Raw genomic sequence first — 19080 nt, 5'->3', positions numbered from 1 at the left:
GGTGCCTCATGCCCCGTTTCACCGTCCGTCGAACCGTGCCTCGCGCCGCTCCACGAACGCGCGTACGCCCTCCTGGGCGTCCCGCGTGGTCATGTTGATCTCCTGAGCCGTCGCCTCCGCCTCGAAGGCCGTGGCCCGGTCGACGTCCAACGAGGCGTTCACCAGCGCCTTGGTCAGCGCGTAGGCGCGCGTCGGGCCGGCCGCCAGCCGCTCCGCCCACTCGGAGACGGCCTTCTCCAACTCCTCGGCCGGTACCACCCGGTTCAGCAGACCCAGCCGTTGCGCCTCCTCCGCGCGCACCTTCTCGCCGAGGAAGAGCAGTTCCTTGGCCCGCTGCGGGCCGACCAGCCGGGGCAGCAGCCAGGCCGCGCCGCCGTCCGGCACCAGGCCGCGCTTCGCGAAGACCTGGACGAGCGAGGCGCCCTCCGCGGCCACCACGAGGTCGCAGGCCAGGGCCAGTTGCACGCCCACGCCTGCCGCGACCCCGTTCAGCGCGCACAGCACCGGCTTCTCGCAGTCCAGCACCGCCGCCACCATCCGCTGCACACCGCGGCGCAGCATCCGGGCCACGTCGCCGGGAAGGCGCTCGCCGCCGCTTCCCCCGCTGAGGTCCGCGCCTGAGCAGAAGGCGCGGCCCGCGCCGGTCAGCACCACGACCCGGATCCCGGGGTCCGCCGAGGCGGAGTCCAGCTCGGCGACCAGCCGTTCCCGCATGTCCGCCGTGACCGCGTTGAGCGCCTCGGGCCGGTTCAGGGTCAGCCGCAGCACGCCCGCACCGTCGCGCGCGACGAGCAGCGGCCCACCGGCCGTCGTGCCGCTCACCGGCACACCGCCAGCGCGTCCAGGGCGACCACGCCCTTGCCGCGCTCCAGCACCACCAGCGGGTTGATGTCCAGCTCCGCCAGCTCGTCGCCCAGCTCCAGCGCCATCCGCTGCACCCGCAGCACCACGTCGACCAGCGCCTCCACATCCATCGGCGGCAGCCCCCGCACGCCCTCCAGCAGGGGCCAGCAGCGCAGTCCGCGCAGCATGTCGCGCACCTCGGCCGGGCCGAACGGCGGCACCCTGACGCCGGAGTCCCGCAGCACCTCCACGAAGACGCCGCCCATCCCGACCGTCACGGTCGGACCGAAGGTGACGTCCTGGCCGATGCCGACCACCATCTCGACCCCGGCCTCCACCATCTGGCAGACCAGCACGCCGTCCAGTCGCGGGATGCCCGCCGCCCGCGCGTTGTCGGTCAGCTCCCTGAATGCGTCCCGCACCTGGCTCGCGCTGGTCAGCCCGACCTTGACCAGGCCGAGTTCCGTCTTGTGCGCGACGCCGGGCGCCGAGCCCTTCAGCACCACCGGGTAGCCGACCACGCCCGCCGCGCGCACCGCGCCCGCCGCGCTCGTGACCAGCTGCTCCCGCGGCACCCTGATCCCGTACGCGCGCAGCAGTTGCTTGGCCGCGAACTCGCTCAGCTGCTCGCCGCCGTGCAGCAGCCGCTGGGCTTTCACCTTGCCCGCGCACGCCTCACGCGGGGCCGCGTCGAAGGGGGAGCGGTAGTCGCGCACGAAGGCGTGGTGCTCCAGGTAGGCGGCGACCGCCTTGACGCAGTTGCCGAAGGTGCGGAAGACCGCGACCCGCGACGAGCCGAGCAGCGTCCTGCGGTACGCCTCCTCGGTGCCCAGCGGCGAACCCCAGATGACGCAGACCAGCTTGTCCGTCGTCTCGGCGACCTCCACGAGGTCCTGCGCCAGCTTGTCGCTCATCGGCGGGAACGGTCCGGTGATCGGACAGATCAGCACCCCGACGTCGGGGTCGTCGACGATCGCGTCCAGGATCCTGCGACCGCGCCAGTCGCCGACCGGGTGCCCGCCGTTGTCGATCGGGTTCGCCACGCTCAGGTAGTCAGGGATCCACTGGTGCAGCTCGTCCTGCTTGGCCTGGCTGAGTCGCGGCAAGGTCAGCCCGGCGGCGGAGGCCATGTCGGCCAGGTGCGCGCCGGTGCCGCCGGAGATCGAGTAGACGACCACGCCGGGCGCCCTCGGCGGCTTCGCCCGCGCCAGCAGGGCCGCGGTGTCCTGCAGTTCGTCCAGTCCGTCGACGCGGATCACGCCGTACTGCTTGAAGGCGGCGTCCACCACGTCGTCCGAGCCGGTCAGCTTGCCGGTGTGGGACTGCGCCATCCGCGCGCCCTCGTCCGTGCGGCCGACCTTCACCGCGACGACCGGCACGCCGCGCCGCGCGGCGTGGTCGGCGGCGAGCAGGAAGCCGCGGCCGTCCTTGATGCCCTCGATGTAGGCGGCGATCGCCCCGATCTCCGGCTGGTCCGCGAACCACTGGACGAAGTCGGCGACCTCCAGGTCGGCCTCGTTCCCCGTGGGCGCCCAGTGGCTGAGCCTGATGCCCAGCTCCTGGAGCGTGAAGAGGGGGCGGCCCTGGTGGCCGCTCTGGGTGATCAGCGCGATGGCCGGCCCTGACAGGTCGTCGCGGAACCGCTCGAAGGCGTTCAGGTTGGTGTTCGGGCCGAGCAGCCGCAGGCCGGTCGGGGCCTCCGCGATCAGCTCCTCCAGCCTGCGCTGCGCCTCGCGTCCGCTCTCGCCGGTCTCGGCGAAGCCCGAGGCGAAGGCGACGGCGAACCTCACCTTCGCCTCCACCAGTTGCGGCACGACCGCCGCAGGGTCGGCGAGCAGGATCACGGCCAGGTCGATCGGTCCCTCGCCGGGCGCGCAGGGGATCGACGCGAGGTCCGGGTAGCAGGGCTGCCCGTCGACCTCCCGCCGTCCCGGGTTCACCGCGTGCATGCGCGCGCCGACCCGCTCCGACCAGGCCCGCAGCTGCCGGGTGATCCCGGTGTTGGGCCGGCCTTCCGTGTCCGAGGCGCCGATCACCGCGACGGCGGCGGGGCGGAAGAAGCGGTCCAGATCGACGGTGCGCGGGCGCAGGGGCCGACCGCTCACGTCGGTGTCGGTGTCGCTGTCCGTGTCCCGCATGGCTGCGCCTCCCGATCCTTGCTGACGAGAAAATCTGACGTACCATCAGATTACTGTCGGGGCAGCTCGGCAGGAAGACATATAACTGACGCATCGTCAGAGAATCCCGCCGGTGGGGCGAGGACGAGCCTGGAGAGGAGTGACCGCGGGTGCAGACAGTGCACACCTACGGGTTGTCGGCGGGGGAGTGGTTCGCGGTGCTCCGCATAGGCCTGGGGCTGTGGTGGCTGGAGAGCTGGCGTCACAAGGACAAGAAGGGCTGGCTGCAGCGCTCCACGGGCATCGACTGGGCCAAGGACGTCGCCGCCCGGCACCGCTGGTCCTTCGTCCGCGCCTCCTTCGACCGTATCGTCGCCCCCCGGCCCAAGCCGATGGCCTACGTGGTGGTCTTCGCGGAGCTGGCGCTGGGGCTCGGCCTGACCTTCGGGCTGCTCAGCCCGATCGCGCTGGCGGCCGGCCTGCTGCTCAACCTCCTGTACTTCGTGCTGATGATCCACGACTGGGCCGAGCAGGGTCAGAACCTGATGATGGCGCTGATCTCCCTGGTCTGCCTGTTCGCCGCGAGTTGGCAGTGCTGGTCCCTGGACCGTGCCTTCCACCTCTTCGGCGCCTGAGCCGGTCCCGTCCGTCCGATCGTGGGAGGCCCCGCCCGTGAGTACCGTCCCCCGCACCGACCTGCCCGAACCCGACGCCTTCACCCGGCCCTACTGGGACGCGGCCGCCGAGGGCCGCCTGCTGCTCCGCCGCTGCGACGGGTGCGGGCGCGCGCACCACTACCCGCGCGAGTTCTGCCCGCACTGCTGGAGCGAGGACGTCCGCTGGGAGCAGGCGAGCGGCCGGGCCACGCTCTACACCTGGTCCGTGGTCCACGCGAACGACCTTCCGCCGTTCCGCGAGCGCGTGCCGTACGTCGCGGCGGTGGTGCGGCTGGAGGAGGGCCCCCGGTTGATGACGACGCTGGTCGACTGCGACCCCGCGGCGCTCCGGCCGGACATGCCCGTCTCCGCCGACTTCGTCGCCTTCACCGCCGACGCCGAACCGGGCCCCCCGGTCCCGGTCTTCCGCGTCGACGCCTCGAGCTAGCTGCACGTCCCTCGGGGGCGCGGCGCCTGACGGCAGAGGACCCGTTGCACCACCTCGGGGGCGCGAGGAACTGCGCGCCTCCGGCGCGCGGACGTGACTGCTGACAACAGAGGCCTGGTTGCACTGTCAGGGGCGCGAGGCTCTGCTTGATCAACTGCGTGCGCGACAATTCCCAGCCTTCGGCGGGGAGGTACCCCCTCCGATGAGCAGATGGTCTTCAACGCGCAGGGCCATCCGCACCGGGTGGTTTCTCGCGCAGGCAGTTGATCAAGCGGAGCCTCGCGCTCCTGGAGGGTGCAACGAGAGCACCGCGCGGAGGATCCCCCGCACCTGGGCGATCAGACGCTCCGCGTCGAACCTGCCGGGTTCCGTCAAGGCCAGCCGGCCGAAATGCTCGGCGCAGGCGACCAGCGCGTGCGCCAGCACCTCCGCGTCGAGCGCGGGCTCCGCGCGACGGTCCTGTGCCTCGGAGAGCCATGCCTGGACGAGGCGTCGGAACCGCTCCCGGTCCGCCTCGATGCGGTCCCTGACGACCGTCGGCATCGAGCCTGGCGGCAGCAGGATCAGCCGCCAGGTGTCCGGGTCCTCCCGCAGCATCGCCGACATCCGACGTACCGGCTCGTCCGCGAACGCCGCCGGATCACCGGTCTCCGCCCCGACCGGAAGGGTCTCCAGCAGGCGGCCGAAGGCCTGCGCCTGCTGCCGGTCGAGCAGCGCGCCGAGCAGGACTTCGAGGTTGTCGAAGGCTCCGTAGACCACCGACCGGGCCACGCCCGCCCGCTTGGCGACGGCGTCGACGGAGATCCGCTCGTAGCCCTCGTCGACGATCACGGCCAAGGCCGCGTCCATGAGTTGCTCGCGGCGTTCGGCGAGGGGGACGCGCGCGGCGTAGGGGCGCCGCTTGCGCGGCGGGGCGGCTTCCGAAGAGGTGGGCGCTGGCACCTTGGCAGTTTACGACATGCGTGTCTTAATTTACGACAGCAGTGTCGTATACGAGGTGCGAGGGGTGGCGGCATGCCCGGTCCGAGGCGCAGCAAGGTCGGCGAAGTCGGCGGCAGGTTCGGCAGCTTCGGCGAGGTCGAACCGCACGAGGACTACGGCTTCTTCGGCCCGGGTTCGGTGGTCTGGAAGGTGTGGAGCTATCCGACGTCCCTGACGGTCGGCTTCCAGCGGGCCGTCGTCGTGGAGGAGCTCGACCCACCCCTGGTGGCGGCGGTCCACACGACCCAGGGGATCTACCAGCGTCCGCGCACCCGCTACGACCGGACCCTGCGCTACTTCGCCATGGTGGCCTTCGCCGGATCGCGCGAGGTGTGCCGCGCGGCGGACGTGCTCGTCAAGGTCCACTCCAAGGCTGTCGGGCGTCTGCCGTACGGCGACGGGACCTACGACGCCAACGACCCCGCCTCGCAGCTGTGGATCCAGCTCACCGGCTGGCACTCGATCCTCTATGCCTACGAGCGCTACGGCCCCGGGAAGCTCGGCGCCGAGGAGGAGAAGGAGTACTGGGAGGCGTGCGCGACCGCGGCCGAGCTGCAGACCTGCTCGCCCGACGACATCCCGCGCACCCGCGAGGGCGTCCGTGCGTACTTCGAACGGATGCGGCCGCAGCTCTCCGCCAGCCCGATCGCCCGGCAGGCGATGAACCATCTGCTGCGGACCGAACTGGTGCTGCCGCCGACGCCCGGCTGGGCGAAGCCGCTCAGCGCGGTCGTCGCGAGGGCGCAGCGGATCGCCACCGTCGCCACCCTGCCGCGCTGGATGCGGGAGCTGGCCGGGATCCGGCAGTCGCGCCTTCTCGACGTCCTGATCGTGCCGGTCATGAAGCTGAGCTTCGCGCTGGCGCACCTCAGCCCTCGGGTCGAACTGCTGCTGCTGGGACGGCTCTCGCCGTCCACGGTTCCGGTGATCGCGCCGATGAAACTCGGCGTCCCGCCGCGCAACGCGGAGGTGCTGCCGCCGGCCGAGGCGCGCGCCCGCCACGGCTTCGTCAGGCCCGCCGAGGCGCACCAGGACCTCAGGGCCCGCCAGGCCGCCCGGGTCCTGGGCGAGGGCCGGCAGCCCAGCGACCAGGGCCTCGTCGAGTCCCAGGCGATTCTCGGGCCACTCGGCTGACACCCGGTCGGACATGGTTCGCCATGGTTTGCCGGATTCGGCATGCCTTGTCGTTCCTTGCCAGGTCTTGTCGCACCTTGCCCGTGCTCGCCGGGGGCCGCCGACGCCGAAGCCGGTCGGGTGGGCCGGATATGACTCCGTGGCACCTCCGGGATGTTGCTGTGTCACTCCTGTGACCTTAGACACATCGAGTGATGTGTATGCGGAACGCCGCCACACCCTTCCGCCGGGGATCAGCGCTGGCCGCCCCGGTGTGTCGGGCGCTGACACGGGCTCAATTCGGGCCGGTTCCCTGCACGCCGTTGCGGTCCCGCATCACTCGATGGGGGTACCGTGACGCGGGTGACGCCTGCACAGAAGGTGGGGGCGTACGAGCCGAAGGGTGGCAGCGCAGCGGCTTCACGGTCCGCGTCACGTCGATCACCTGCGAGGATCCCAGCTATGGCCAGCCATGCCCGAACCAGCTCAGCCCCCAGGCTCACCCGCGCCCAGGCGCGCGCCGCGGCCCGTGCCAGGGCCAGGCGCAAGCGTCTGGTGCGCACGAGCTTCCTCGGGGTGGGCTCGGTGGCCGCGGTCGCGGTCATCGCGGTGGCCGGTTTCCTGAACCCGCACCACGGCAGCAGCGCGTCCGCCTCGACCGACCCCGCCGCCTCGCCCGTCGCGGGCCGCACCGGCGACGGCGACGCCTCCCGTTCGATCGACCGCGCCACGCCCGCCGCGGCGCTGAAGCACCTGCCCGGCCTCGGCGCCGCCTTCGCGGCGAGGGTGCCGGCCAACGCGCAGCAGGTGCTGCTGGTCACCGGCAAGGGCAAGAACCAGAACACCGGCACCGCCGTCCTCTACACCCGTACCGCCGACGGCAGCTGGATCGCCGGCACGGTCTGGGCCTCCCGCAACGGCAAGGACGGCTGGACGACCGACCACCACGCGGGCGACCTGCACAGCCCGATCGGCGTCTTCGGCCTCACCGACGCCGGCGGCCTCTATGCCAACCCGGGCACCAAGCTCCCCTACACCCACTCGTCGGCCTTCCAGGCCCCGGGCACGGGCTTCGAGGGCGAGTCGCTGCAGGACGCCTTCGACTACGTGGTCGCCATCAACTACAACCACGTCCCCGGCACCTCGCCGCTGGACGGGCAGCGCCCGATGGGCACGTCCCGCGGCGGCGGCATCTGGGTCCACGTGGACCACGGCGGCCCGACGCACGGCTGCGTGGCGCTCTCCAAGGCCGACATGGCGGCGCTGCTGCGCGCCCTGGACCCGACCAAGCACCCGGTCATCGTGATGGGCGACGCGGCCTCGCTCGCCCAGTGACGGTGCGGCGGTCCGCGCCGCCGCCCCGGGCTCGCCCTCCGGGCCGTCTTCCGAGCAGGGCGCCGAGCAGGGCTCCGAGCCCGTCCCCCGCGCCGTCCCCGTTCCGTGTTCCGGCCCCGGCGGCCCCGTGCGCCTCGGTCGCGATCGGTGCTCCGAGCTCGCGTCGAACCTCATGGTTTGTCCAGGATCTACAGCTCTTGCCTGCTTATCCTGTGCCGAGTCGCTTCGGGAGACCGGCCGGTAACCGGCTTGAGTGGTCTCATGACAGGTTCCCGCATCGTCGCACTGGGCCACTACCAGCCGTCGAAGGTCCTCACCAACGACGAGCTCGCGACTCTGGTCGACACCAGCGACGAGTGGATCACCTCCCGGGTCGGGATCCGGCGTCGGCATCTGGCCGCGCCCGACGAGAGCGTGGCCGACATGGCCGCCCGCGCCGCCGAGAAGGCGCTCGCCGCCAGCGGGTTCGACGCGGAGACCGTGGACCTGGTCGTCGTCGCCACCTGCACCGCGATCGACCGCAGCCCCAACACCGCCGCCCAGGTCGCCGCCCGCCTCGGGGTGCCCGCACCGGCGGCCTTCGACGTGAACACCGTCTGCTCCGGCTTCTCCTACGCGCTCGCCACCGCCGACCACGCGCTCCGTGCGGGCGCCGCGCGCCGCGCCCTGGTCATCGGCGCCGAGAAGATGTCCGACACGGTCGACTGGACCGACCGCACCACCTGCGTCATCTTCGCGGACGGCGCGGGCGCGGCCGTGCTGGAGGCCACCGCCGACGACGAGCCGGCCGGCGTCGGCCCGGTCGTCTGGGGCTCCGATCCGAGAAAGGGCGACGCGGTCCGCATCGACGGCTGGGACCCCACCATCAGCCAGCAGGGCCAGACCGTGTTCCGGTGGGCCACCACGCAGATCGCCCCGATCGCACTCCAGGCCTGCGAACGCGCGGGCATCCGCCCGGACGAGCTCGCTGCCTTCGTCCCGCACCAGGCCAACCTGCGCATCATCGACGCCATCGCGGGCAAGCTGGGCCTCTCCGACTCCGCGGTCGTCGCCCGCGACGTCGTCGAGTCCGGCAACACCTCGGCGGCCTCGGTCCCACTCGCCCTCTCCAAGCTCGTCGAACGCGGCGAGATCCCCTCCGGCGCCCCGGTCCTCCTCTTCGGCTTCGGCGGTGGCCTCGCCTACGCCGGCCAGGTCGTCCGCTGCCCGTGACGGCAGCGCCGGGCCCGACGCGGGCCCAATCCGTGGGGCGAAGGCGACGCGCGGCCCGGACGTCCGCGTGCGTGAGCTCCGCCGCGGGCTCCGCGGGCTCTGCGGGCTCCGCGGTCCGGTGCGGCCCGCGGGGGGTCAGCGGGCGAGGATCAGGGTGCCGGAGGAGCAGAACCAGCCGCCGGTGCCGCTGACCAGGGCCAGCTCGGGGCCGTTCGGGACCTGGCGGTCGGCCGGGTGTTCGCGGCGGAGCTGACGGACCGCCTCCACGATCAGGAAGAGGCCGCGCATGCCCGGGTGGCAGGCCGAGAGGCCACCGCCGTCGGTGTTGGTCGGCAGCTCGCCGTCGCGGAGCAGCCTGCCCGCCTTGGCGTCCACGAACGCGCCGCCCTCGCCCTTGGCGCAGAAGCCCAGGTCCTCCAGGGCCACCAGCGGCATGTAGGTGAAGGCGTCGTAGAGCTGGGCGACGTCGATGTCCGCCGGTGCGACGCCGGCCCGCTCGTAGGCCAGCCGGCCCGAGGTCGCGGCGGGGGAGACGGTGAAGTCCTCCCATTCCGACATCAGGCTGTGGCTCAGGTACTCGCCCGTTCCCAGCACCCAGACCGGGTCCTTCGCCGTGTCCGGCACGTAGTCCTCCGCGGCCAGCAGCACCGCGCAGCCGCCGTCCGAGCGGATGCAGCAGTGCAGCTTGGTGAAGGGGTCGGCCATCATCGGGCCGGAGAGCACCTCGTCCACCGTGATCGGCGTCCGGTACATCGCCTCGGGGTTGCTCGCGGCGTTCGCCCGGGCCTGGACGGCCACGCCCGCCAACTGCTCCAGCGTGGTGCCGTACTCGTGCATGTGGCGGCGGGCCGCCATCGCGTACTTGGCGATCAGCGTGTGGCCGTGGGGCGCCTCGAACTGCAGCGGGCCGCGGGCGCCCAGCGCGATGCCCGCGGTGCGGCGGCGCGCCTTCAGGTCGGCGCGTGCCGTGGAGCCGTAGACCAGCAGTACCGCGTTGGCGTGGCCGGCGGCGATCGCGTCGGCCGCGTGCGCGGCCATGACCTCCCAGGTGGAGCCGCCGACCGAGGTCGAGTCCGTCCAGGTGGGCCGCAGGCCAAGGTACTCGGAGACCTCCACCGGGGCGAGGATGCCGAGCCCGGCCGAGGCCACCCCGTCGATCACGTCCTTGGACAGCCCCGAGTCGGCGAGCGCGCGTCGCGCCGCCTGCGCGTGGAGCTGGAACGGCGTCGCCTCGTCCACCCGCCCGCAGTCGCTCAGGGCGACCCCGACCACCGCCACCCGACGCCTCCGCGCGGAGTCTCCGGGGACCGGGTGGCGGAGGCGTGAACCAGCTGCAGTCATAAATCTGACGGTACATCAGATTTGCTTCACGCGCCCCTGTGCGTCGCATCCGCGGGCTCCTAGTATGACGAACCGTCAGCTATCGCGAAGCCACAGCACCGTGCGAAGGCCAGGAGGCGGCATGGATCCCGCGCTCACCCAGGAACAGGACGAGATCGCCCGCGCACTGCGCGACGCGCTCGCCAAGCAGGCGGGGCCGGAGGAGGTCCGCGCCGCGGCGGCCTCGACCGCCGGCTACGACGCCGAACTGTGGCGGCGCCTCGCCGACCAGCTCGGACTGGCCGGGCTGGCCCTGCCCGAGAGCCAGGGCGGCGCGGGCCTGGGTCCGGTCGAGCTCGCACTGGCCTGCCAGGAGGCCGGCCGGGTCCTGCTGCCCTCGCCGCTGCTGGCCAGCTCGGTGCTGGCCGCCGGCGCGATCACCGCCTGCGGCAGCCCGGCCCAGCGGGACGAACTGCTGCCCCCGCTCGCCTCCGGTGCGCGCACGGCCGCGCTGGTCCTGCCGGGCACCCCGGCGGTCGCCCTCGGCCTGGTTCCCGCCACCGACCCCGGCCTGCCGCCGGGCGACGTCCCCGCAGGCGGCGGACGAGCGGGCGGCGTCCAGGCCAAGCCCGCGGCCGACGGGCTCTGGTCCCTCTACGGCGAGGCCGAGTACGCGCTCGACGGGGCCCGTGCCGACCTGCTGGTCGTGGCCGCGCACGCGGGCGGCTTCCCGCGCAGCCGCACGGTTCTCTTCGTCCTCGACGGGCAGACGCCAGGCCTCAGCCGCGAACGCAGCGCCGGCATCGACCAGACCCGCAGCGTCGGCCGCGTCGAACTGCGGGACGTGCTCGCCCGCCCCCTCGGCGACCCCGCCCTGGACGCCGGCCCCGCGCTGGCCGGGATCGGCCGGACCGCGGCGGTCGCCCTCGCGGCCGAGGCCGTCGGCGCGGCGGCGCAGGCACTGGCGAGGACGGTGGAGTACGTGCAGGTCAGACAGCAGTACGGGAGGGCGATCGGCTCGTTCCAGGCGGTCAAGCACCGGCTGGCCGACGTCTACGTCGCGGTGGAGACGGCCCGCTCGGCGGCCCTCTACGCGGCCTGGTCGGCCACGGCGGACCCGGACCACCCGGTTCCCGCGCTGCTGGCGCTCGCCCACGCGCTGACCGCCCAGCGCGCGGCCGCGGCCGAGGCGATCCAGCTGCACGGCGGCATCGCGATCACCTGGGAGCACGAGGCCCACCTCTACTTCAAGCGCGCCGCGGCGGACGAACTGCTCTTCGGCCCCCCGCACCTGCTGCGCGCGAAGGCGGCGGAACTGGCGGGCGTGCTGACCGGACCGACCCCGGCGGGCGTGGAGGATAAGCGATGAAGGCCATGGAGAGCGTGATGCAGAAGGTCTCCTCGACCCCGGCCTTCGCACGGATCGCGCCGAAGGTCGTGCCGCGGCTGGACAAGGCGGTGCATCGCCTCAGCGGCGGCAGGTTCATGCTGAGTCAGTGGATGCTGCCGTCGCTGTTCCTGACGACGACGGGCCGCAGGAGCGGCGAACCGCGGGTCACCCCGCTGGCCTGCCTCCCGCAGGGGGAGACCTTCCTCGTCATCGGCAGCAACTTCGGCCGCACGTCCCATCCGGCCTGGACGGGGAACCTCCTCGCCGACGCGGACGCCACGGTGGACCACCGCGGCAAGGTCGTCCGCGTCCGCGGCAGGCTCCTCACCGGAACGGAACGCGCGGACGCCTGGGCGGCGCTGCTCCGCATGTGGCCGCCGTACGCCACGTACCAGGCCCGGGTGGACCGCGAGATCCGCATCTTCCGGCTGGAGCCGGTCCCCTAGGCCGAAGGCTCAGTTGCCACTTCCAGGGGCGCGGGGAGCTGCGCGCCTCTGGCGCGGGCGCGGTACCTCACCGCGAAGGGGCGGGTGCACCACCTCAGGGACGCGGGGCTGTGGGCGGCCCCCGGTGGGCAAAAAGGAGCGGCGGCACCGTCGGGTCAGGGACGGTGCCGCCTTGGTGGGACGGAGCGCGGAGGCGCTGGGCGTACCTCCCCCGAGGCACAACCCGCGTTCAGGCCGGCGGACAGGCGACCGGGCCCGCGGCTCCGTAAGTGGGGGTGAAGCGGAAGCCGGAGGTTACTTCGGCGGCTTCTTGCCGGTCATGCCGAGGTAGACCAGCAGGGCCAGGTTCGGGCCGAGCTCCTTGGCCTTGACGCCCCAGGAGTCGAAACCCTTCTGGTGCTCCGCGACGGCGGCCAGCATGGCCACCAGGGAGCCGGCGACGGCCGGCGCGCTGACCGACTTGTCCGCCTTGCCAGAGGCCTGCATGGCCTTGAGGGAGTCCGTGAGTGAGTTGGTCACGGCGTTGAGGATCTTCATGCGGATCTTGAAGAACCGCTTGTCCCCTTCCGCCGCGCCCAGCGTCACGACACGGAGGATGGCCTCGTTGTCGCGCCAGAACGAGAGGAAGCCGTCGACCAGCTCCTCTGCCGTCTGGTAGCCGGCCTTGCCGACCCACGACTTGTCGGCGACGAGGTCCTTGAGACCGGCGCCGTCCTTGGCCATGTCATCCGCGATCTCGAGGACAGCGCCCTCGACGTCGGGGAAGTACTGGTAGAAGGTTGCGGGGGAGGTACCCGCCATCCGGGCGACGTCGATGACCTTGACGTCCCGGTAGGGCGACGTGCCGAGCATTTCGCGGAGGCAGTCGAGCAGCTTCTGCCGCGTCGCCTGCCCGCGCCGCCCGGCGACACGCCCATCGACGGTGCGAACTTGTCCTGTCATGCCGTCAGTTTACCGTGGCATGATCGAGGCGCTATTCGGCGGGAAATGTGAATGCTCCGTCAGGCTGACAGGCCCTCTGCCGCACGGGCTCCTGGGTCGGTCGCCGCACGGTTTCCTGGGCCTTTACCCGCCCCGTCCAGCCACGCCGCGCGGCTGAGCGGCAGTCCACTGCCGCCCTCGGGGCCGGTCCTGACGGCCAGCACCTGGTTCACGCCGATCCTGTTCTCCTCGAACGCCAGCGCCGAAGCGGCCATGTAGAGCCGCCACACCCTGGCCCGGCCCAGGCCCACCAGCTTCACCGCCTGGGCCCAGTCCGCCTGCAGATTGGCCACCCACCGGCGCAGCGTCAGCGCGTAGTGCTCGCGCAGCGACTCCACGTCGCGGACCTCGAAGCCCGCCTCCTCCAACAGGGTGACCGTGCGGCCCAGCGGAGCCAGCTCGCCGTCGGGGAAGACGTAGGCCGCGATGAAGGGGCTGAGCCGGTAGCGCTCGCCCGGGGCGTCGGGGCGGCGGGCGATCTGATGGTTGAGCAGTCGGCCGCCGGGCCGCAGCAGCCCGCGCAGCGTCGTCGCGTACCGCCGGTACATGGCCGCGCCCACGTGCTCGGCCATCCCGATGCTGGAGATCGCGTCGAACGGCCCGTCATCGATCTCGCGGTAGTCCTGCACCCGGACCGTGATCCGGTCCGTGAGCCCGGCCTCGGCGATCCGCTCCCGCGCGCCGCGCGCCTGCTCCTCGGAGATGGTGACCCCGACCCCGGTGGCGCCGTAGTGCTGAGCGGCGTGCAGCAGCAGCGAGCCCCAGCCGCAGCCGACGTCGAGCAGCCGCGCGCCCCCGCCCGGCTGCTGCAGGCCCAGCTTGCGGCAGACCAGGTCGAGCTTGGCCTCCTGGGCGGCCTCCAGCGACGCCGTGCCCGGAGGCCAGTAGCCGCAGGAGTAGACGAGCGAGGGGCCGAGGACCTGGCGGTAGAAGTCGTTGCCGACGTCGTAGTGGTGACTGATCGCCGCGCGGTCGCGGCGCAGCGTGTGCACCGAGCCGCGGGGGCGCCTGGCCTCCTCCGGCGGGATCGGCGGCCGCGGGCCGATGGCGCCGAGGCGGGCGGCGGTGCCGACCAGCCGTCGGCCCTGCGGGCCGATCAGCGAACGCGTCGACGGCCGCAGCGAGAGCTCGGGGCGGCTCTCCGAGAGCCGCCCCAGTCGGCGCAGCAGCTCGTAGAAGTCCTCGTCGTCCTCCGGATCCCCGTCCTTGTCGAACAGCGCGGTCTCGCCGGGCAGCGTGACGTCACCGGAGACGTAGGCGCGGGCCAGGCCGAGCTCGTTGGGGGCCCAGAGCAGGTGCCGCAGGGCACGGCGGTTCGCCAGCGCCAGCAGGGGCGCCCCGGCCGGACCCGCCTCCGCGTCGTCCCAGGTGCGGATGCGGAACGGCGGCTCCGTCCCGAGCAGCTCCGTCAGCATCGCGCGGAGGTCCTGTGCACTGTCGCTCATCACGGCTCCAGAGAGGTCGCCGGTGCAGGTATGCGGTGTCGGTGAGTGATGCTCTGTTCACAACTTAGGACGCGTCAGCTCGCCCGGGGCGTATTCCTGCGCATTTCGCTGCGCGTCGCCCGGGCGCCCCACAGGGCCTCGCCGCGGATTCGTTGCCGGGTTGTGGCTGACGTCCCCGGCGATGGGTTGGCCTGTGGGGTGCTCCGGCATGGACAATCAGAGCTGCGTCTTCCCTGCGGAAGGCGTTTGCAACCCAACGGGGAGGTGCTGAGGACGTGGACCAGCTGACGGCGCACGATCCCAGGCGGATCGGGCCCTTCGAGGTGCTGGGCCGGCTCGGCGCGGGCGGGATGGGCTTGGTCTACCTGGCGCGTTCCGCGGCGGGGCGACGGGTCGCGATCAAGACGGTGCGGGCGGAGCTGGCCGAGGACCAGCTCTTCCGCGTGCGCTTCGCCCGCGAGATCGCGGCGGCGCGCACCGTGAGCGGCTTCTACACGGCCGCCGTGGTCGACGCGGACGCGGACGCGGCCGTGCCGTGGCTCGCCACCGCCTACATCCCGGCCCCCTCGCTGGAGGACCTGGTCACCGACTGCGGACCCCTGCCGGTCGGCACGGTGCGCTGGCTGGTCGCCGGCATCGCGGAGGCGCTGCAGTCCATCCACGCGGCGGGCCTGGTCCACCGCGACCTCAAGCCGTCCAACGTGCTGGTCACCGAGGACGGTCCGCGCGTGATCGACTTCGGCATCGCGGCGGGCGTCTCGCACACCAGGCTGACCATGACGAACGTGGCGGTCGGCACCCCGGCGTACATGTCGCCCGAGCAGGCCAGGGACAGCCGCGGCGTCAAGGGCGCCTCGGACGTCTTCTCGCTCGGCTCACTGCTCGTCTACGCGGCGACCGGGCACGCGCCCTACCACGGGGCGAACCCGGTCGAGACGGTCTTCATGCTGCTGCGCGAGAACCCCGACCTGTCGGGGCTGCCGGAGGAGCTCGCACCGCTGGTCAAGGCCTGCATGCGCCCGGCGCCCGAGCGCCGCCCCTCGCCCGCCCAGATCGCCGCGGAGCTCGGCCCCCACCTGTACGCCTCAGGCGACGGCGGCGAGAGCGACTCGGGGGAGTGGCTCCCCCCGGTGGCGCTGGCCCTGATCGACGCGAAGCGTGGCCGCCGCACGCCGCCGCCCCCGCCCTTCACGCCGCCGGTCGCCCCGCCCGTGGCGCCCCCGGTCGCCCCGCCGGTCGCCCCACCGGTCTCGGCTCCGGCCCACGCGTCGGAGGAGGCGCGGACGGCGCTGCCGGCGATGGTGCGGCTGCCCGGCGTCGACACGCCGATCGGCCCAGGGGTCCGGGTGCCCGTCGGCAGGCCGCCGGAGCCGGTGACCCCGCCGGAGACCGGCTGGGTCCGCCGCGGCGCGCACGCGGCCCCGGCCACGCCGGCCACCACGCCGCCCGCCGCCACGCCCGCCGCCCCGCCGGCGCTGCCGCAGCCCTCCACGAGCCCCGAGGCGCCCTGGCGGCCGTGGCGGTTCCGAATGTCCCACGACGTCTGGGGATCGCCCCTGGTCGCCGACGGCGTCCTCTACGTCACCAGCTTCGAGGTCCACGCCCTCGACATCGCCAGCGGCCGGCGCCGCTTCCGCACCGGCGACGTGGCCTGGGCGCTGGCGGTCGCCGACGGCCGGGTGCACGCCGCCGACGGCCCGAACCTCTTCACGCGCCAGGCCGCGGACGGCGCCGAGCGCTGGCGCGTCTCGGCCGAGGCCTGGATCTACGCCCTCGACGCGGCGGGCGGCGCGGTCGTCGCGGGCACCCGCGGCGGCGGCGTCCAGGTGCGCTCCGCGATCGACGGCAGCGTGATGTGGCAGGCCAAGGACGCCCAGCAGGACTACGAGAACGCCGCCTCGGGTCCGTGCGTGATCGGTGACTCGGTCTACTACTACGGCGGCGGCCGGCTGCGTTCGGTCGAGCTGACGACCGGGCAGCTGCAGTGGGCGGTCCCGCTGGGCGAGGACGTGCCCTCGCGCCCGTCCCCGCACCGGGGCCTCCTGTACGTCTGCAACGGCACCCGGGTGCTGGCGCTGGACGCGAACACGGGTGTGGAGCGGTGGCGCTTCGACGCGCCGGTCGTGCTGTTCACGCCGCCCGCGGTGAGCGACGAGGGGGTCTTCGTCGCCGACTACCTCGGCACGGTCTTCGCGCTCGACCCGCTCACCGGCGCGGTCCGCTGGCACGCCCGCACGGGCGGCCGTCAGGGCGCGGACCCGGTGGTGCTGGCCGCGGACGCGGTGCTGGTGAGCAGCGGCGAGACGGTGTTCGCCTTCGACGCGCGCACGGGCGGGGAGCGCTGGCGCTATGCCGCCCGCGGCGAGCTGACCGGCGTCCCCGCCTCGGCGAACGGCCTGGTCCACGTCGGCAGCCGCGACCACTCCCTGCACACCCTGGACCTGGCGACCGGCCGACTCCACTGGAAGCTCGACACCGGCGGCGAGATCACCGGCTCCCCGGTCGCCGCCGACGGCCGCGTCTTCGCCTGCAGCAAGGACCACTGCGTCTACGCCCTCGACGCCGCCCGCGGCACCGCCACCAACCGCGACTAGCCTCCGATGGCGCGCCGGTTGCACTACCCAGGGGGCGCGCAGACGCGAGCTTTCGAGCGGCGCGCCGGTTGCACTACTCCAGGGCGCGAGGAACTGCGCGCCTCCGGCGCGCGGACGCGAGCCTTCGAGCGGAGGGTCGGTTGCACTACCCAGGGGCGCGGGGAACTGCGCGACAAGCCACCGGCATGCGGATGGTCCCCCATCGCGCAGGGCCATCCGCGCAGGGTGGTTGTTCGCGCAGTTCCTCGCGCCCCTGGGGGCACTGCGTGGTTGCCCGTCTGCTCCGGTGACCCCGGGAGGGGTCAGTGGCGGGTGCGCCAGCCGGCCCAGGCGGAGGAGATCATGTCGTGGACGTCGAAGCGGGCCTTCCAGCCCAGCTCGTGGGCGATCCGGTCCGCGGAGGCGACCACGCGGGCCGGGTCGCCCGCGCGGCGGGGGGTGACCTCGCCGGTCGTGTCCAGGCCGGTGACCTCGCCGATGACGTCCAGGATCTCGCGGACGGAGACGCCCTCACCCCGGCCGATGTTCAGGACCAGGTCCGTCCCGCCGTCCGCGGTCGTCAACCGCCGCACCGCGGCGACATGCGCCTCCGCCACGTCCGCGACATGGATGTAGTCGCGCACGCAGGTGCCGTCCGGCGTCGGGTAGTCGTCCCCGAAGATGCGCGGGGCCTCGCCCGCGTCCAGGCGCTCGAAGACCATCGGGACCAGGTTGAACACCCCCGGATCGCCCAGCTCCGGCGTCGCCGCGCCCGCGACGTTGAAGTAGCGGAGCGACACCGTGCCCATGCCGTGGGCCCGGCCCACCGCGCGGACCAGCCACTCGCCGGCCAGCTTGGTCTCCCCGTACGGGCTCATCGGCGCGCAGGGGGTGTCCTCGGTGACCAGCTCCACGTCGGGCATGCCGTAGACCGCCGCCGAGGAGGACAGCAGGAAGCTCCGGACGCCGGCGTCCGCCGCCGCCTCCAGGACCACCCGCAGGCCCTCGACGTTCTCCCGGTAGTACCAGAGCGGCTTCTCGACCGACTCGCCGACCTGCTTCCTCGCCGCGATGTGGAGCACGCCCGTGACGGCGTGCTCCCGCAGCGTCCGGTCCAGCAGTGCCCGGTCCAGCGTGGAGCCGGTGACCAAGGGGACGCCCGCGGGCAGCCGGGCCGGGTCGCCCGTGCTCAGGTCGTCGAGCACGACGACATCGTGGTCGGCCGCGAGCATCGCGCGGACGACGTGCGCTCCGATGTAGCCGGCTCCGCCGGTGACAAGCCAGGTCATGGCGTCACTGTAGCGAGCCGGGGCGAGCGGCCCGCGCCGCTGCGACCCATGTCGGTCAGCCCTTGCGGGAACGCGCCCGCAGACGGAGACGCCACGGTACGATCGCCGACTCCAGCTGCACGGCGAAGCTCATCTTGGACTCGCCGGCCCGCCGCTCCTCGAAGCGGATCGGCACCTCCATCGCGCCGAAACCGGCGTGGACGGCCCGGAACTTGAGCTCGACCTGGAAGCTGTAGCCGGCACTCTCCAGGGTGTCCAGGTCGACCGCGCGCAGCGCCTCGGCACTCCACAGGTTGAAGCCGGCGGTGATGTCGCGCACCCGGGTGGAGAGAATCGTTCCCGCGTAGGCGTTGGCCCAGCGGGAGAGCAGGCGACGGTGCCAGCGCCACTCCTCGGCGAGCTGGCCGCCGGGGACGTAGCGGCTGCCGACGACCAGGCCCGACCCGGTCGACAGCGCCGTGCCCAGCATCTGCGGGATCGCCGACGCCGGGTGGCTGCCGTCCGCGTCCATTTGGACGACGTAGCGGGCGCCCTCCGACACCGCCAGCGCCATGCCGGCCGCGTAGGCCTTGCCCAGCCCGTCCTTGCCCTTGCGGTGCAGCACGCTGATCCGCGGCCGACCGTTCTGGATGTGAGCCAGGGCCAGCTTCTCGGCGAGCTCGCCGGTGCCGTCGGGGCTGCTGTCGTCGACGATCTTCAGGTGCAGGCCGGGAAGGTCCAGGGCCATCACCTGGTCGACCGTCGCTTCGAGACTGCCGATCTCGTTGTAAGTCGGCATGACGACGGTGACCGGGGTCTGCGCCCAGTCCTCGGGAAGGGCGGCGGGCTTGGTCACTGTGGCTCCTGCTGATGCTGAATCCGGCCGTTTCGACCGCGCGGGGACAGGACGCGGACGACGTTGCACTGTATTCGATTGCAGCAGGTGGGTGGA

The 19080-nt window shown here is 73.1% G+C and carries 16 protein-coding genes; 8 read left to right on the top strand and 8 right to left on the bottom strand.

Annotated features, from left to right (window positions below; all coding sequences use genetic code 11):
- Positions 1-18: 18 nt before the first annotated feature.
- Together BS83_RS39855 and BS83_RS39850 are read right to left on the bottom strand one after the other, a co-directional pair.
- Entirely contained in the window at positions 19-822 is an 804-nt protein-coding gene (locus tag BS83_RS39855; RefSeq protein ID WP_232248653.1) for an enoyl-CoA hydratase/isomerase family protein, read from the bottom strand.
- The gene (locus tag BS83_RS39850; protein WP_037608249.1) at positions 819-2981 is read right to left on the bottom strand and encodes an acetate--CoA ligase family protein; all 2163 of its coding nucleotides are present in this window, start codon (positions 2979-2981) and stop codon (positions 819-821) included. Before BS83_RS39850 ends, BS83_RS39855 begins: the two co-directional genes overlap by 4 nt.
- Positions 2982-3139: 158 nt before the next feature.
- Between BS83_RS39850 and BS83_RS39845 the strand changes: the two genes are divergently transcribed.
- Together BS83_RS39845 and BS83_RS39840 are read left to right on the top strand one after the other, a co-directional pair.
- Positions 3140-3595: a hypothetical protein gene (locus BS83_RS39845; protein WP_037608248.1), complete on the top strand. Its 456-nt coding sequence runs from the start codon at positions 3140-3142 to the stop codon at positions 3593-3595.
- Positions 3596-3632: 37 nt separating this feature from the next.
- A complete protein-coding gene (locus BS83_RS39840; RefSeq protein WP_037608246.1) occupies positions 3633-4064 on the top strand; it encodes a Zn-ribbon domain-containing OB-fold protein in 432 nt (143 codons plus the stop codon).
- Positions 4065-4331: 267 nt separating this feature from the next.
- Here the strand turns inward: BS83_RS39840 and BS83_RS42655 are convergent, their stop codons facing one another.
- Positions 4332-5006 (bottom strand): TetR/AcrR family transcriptional regulator, encoded by a 675-nt coding sequence (locus tag BS83_RS42655; protein WP_063774327.1) that lies wholly within the window; start codon positions 5004-5006, stop codon positions 4332-4334.
- A gap of 72 nt (positions 5007-5078) precedes the next feature.
- Between BS83_RS42655 and BS83_RS39830 the strand changes: the two genes are divergently transcribed.
- The 3 genes from BS83_RS39830 (at position 5079) to BS83_RS39820 (ending at position 8705) form a co-directional block, all read left to right on the top strand.
- Positions 5079-6179, top strand: coding sequence for an oxygenase MpaB family protein (locus BS83_RS39830; protein WP_051945148.1), 1101 nt, complete (start codon positions 5079-5081; stop codon positions 6177-6179).
- 441 nt (positions 6180-6620) lie between these two features.
- A complete protein-coding gene (locus tag BS83_RS39825; protein WP_084714820.1) occupies positions 6621-7493 on the top strand; it encodes a L,D-transpeptidase family protein in 873 nt (290 codons plus the stop codon).
- A gap of 261 nt (positions 7494-7754) precedes the next feature.
- Positions 7755-8705, top strand: coding sequence for a beta-ketoacyl-ACP synthase III (locus BS83_RS39820; protein WP_037608244.1), 951 nt, complete (start codon positions 7755-7757; stop codon positions 8703-8705).
- Positions 8706-8840: 135 nt separating this feature from the next.
- Here BS83_RS39820 and BS83_RS39815 read toward each other — a convergent pair whose 3' ends face one another.
- Positions 8841-10046 carry a thiolase C-terminal domain-containing protein gene (locus BS83_RS39815; RefSeq protein WP_051945146.1) on the bottom strand — a complete coding sequence of 402 codons (1206 nt, stop codon included), beginning with the start codon at positions 10044-10046 and terminating at the stop codon, positions 8841-8843.
- Positions 10047-10167: 121 nt separating this feature from the next.
- Between BS83_RS39815 and BS83_RS39810 the strand changes: the two genes are divergently transcribed.
- Positions 10168-11394: an acyl-CoA dehydrogenase family protein gene (locus tag BS83_RS39810; RefSeq protein WP_037608241.1), complete on the top strand. Its 1227-nt coding sequence runs from the start codon at positions 10168-10170 to the stop codon at positions 11392-11394.
- On the top strand, positions 11391-11861 hold the full coding sequence (locus tag BS83_RS39805; protein ID WP_037608239.1) for a nitroreductase family deazaflavin-dependent oxidoreductase: 471 nt from the start codon (positions 11391-11393) through the stop codon (positions 11859-11861). The genes BS83_RS39810 and BS83_RS39805 overlap by 4 nt, the downstream gene beginning before the upstream one ends.
- A gap of 294 nt (positions 11862-12155) precedes the next feature.
- Here the strand turns inward: BS83_RS39805 and BS83_RS39800 are convergent, their stop codons facing one another.
- Positions 12156-12803 carry a TetR family transcriptional regulator gene (locus tag BS83_RS39800; RefSeq protein ID WP_037608237.1) on the bottom strand — a complete coding sequence of 216 codons (648 nt, stop codon included), beginning with the start codon at positions 12801-12803 and terminating at the stop codon, positions 12156-12158.
- A gap of 59 nt (positions 12804-12862) precedes the next feature.
- Complete coding sequence (locus BS83_RS39795) at positions 12863-14287, bottom strand: SAM-dependent methyltransferase (protein WP_063774326.1); 1425 nt, start codon at positions 14285-14287, stop codon at positions 12863-12865.
- A 275-nt stretch (positions 14288-14562) separates the two neighbouring features.
- On the opposite strand from BS83_RS39795, the gene BS83_RS39790 reads away from it, so the two are divergent.
- Positions 14563-16881 carry an outer membrane protein assembly factor BamB family protein gene (locus BS83_RS39790; protein WP_037608235.1) on the top strand — a complete coding sequence of 773 codons (2319 nt, stop codon included), beginning with the start codon at positions 14563-14565 and terminating at the stop codon, positions 16879-16881.
- Between the two features lie 302 nt (positions 16882-17183).
- On the opposite strand, the gene galE is transcribed toward BS83_RS39790, so the two are convergent.
- A complete protein-coding gene (gene galE, locus BS83_RS39785; RefSeq protein ID WP_037608234.1) occupies positions 17184-18149 on the bottom strand; it encodes a UDP-glucose 4-epimerase GalE in 966 nt (321 codons plus the stop codon).
- A 55-nt stretch (positions 18150-18204) separates the two neighbouring features.
- Positions 18205-18927, bottom strand: a complete 723-nt coding sequence (locus tag BS83_RS39780) for a polyprenol monophosphomannose synthase (RefSeq protein WP_084715289.1) — start codon at positions 18925-18927, stop codon at positions 18205-18207.
- Between the last annotated feature and the right edge of the window lie 153 nt (positions 18928-19080).

The sequence above is a fragment of the Streptacidiphilus rugosus AM-16 genome, from assembly GCF_000744655.1.
In the GTDB taxonomy this organism is placed as follows: Bacteria; Actinomycetota; Actinomycetes; order Streptomycetales; family Streptomycetaceae; genus Streptacidiphilus; species Streptacidiphilus rugosus.
Note: the sequence above shows the minus strand (reverse complement) of the source record. Positions and strands in the feature narration are given on the sequence as shown.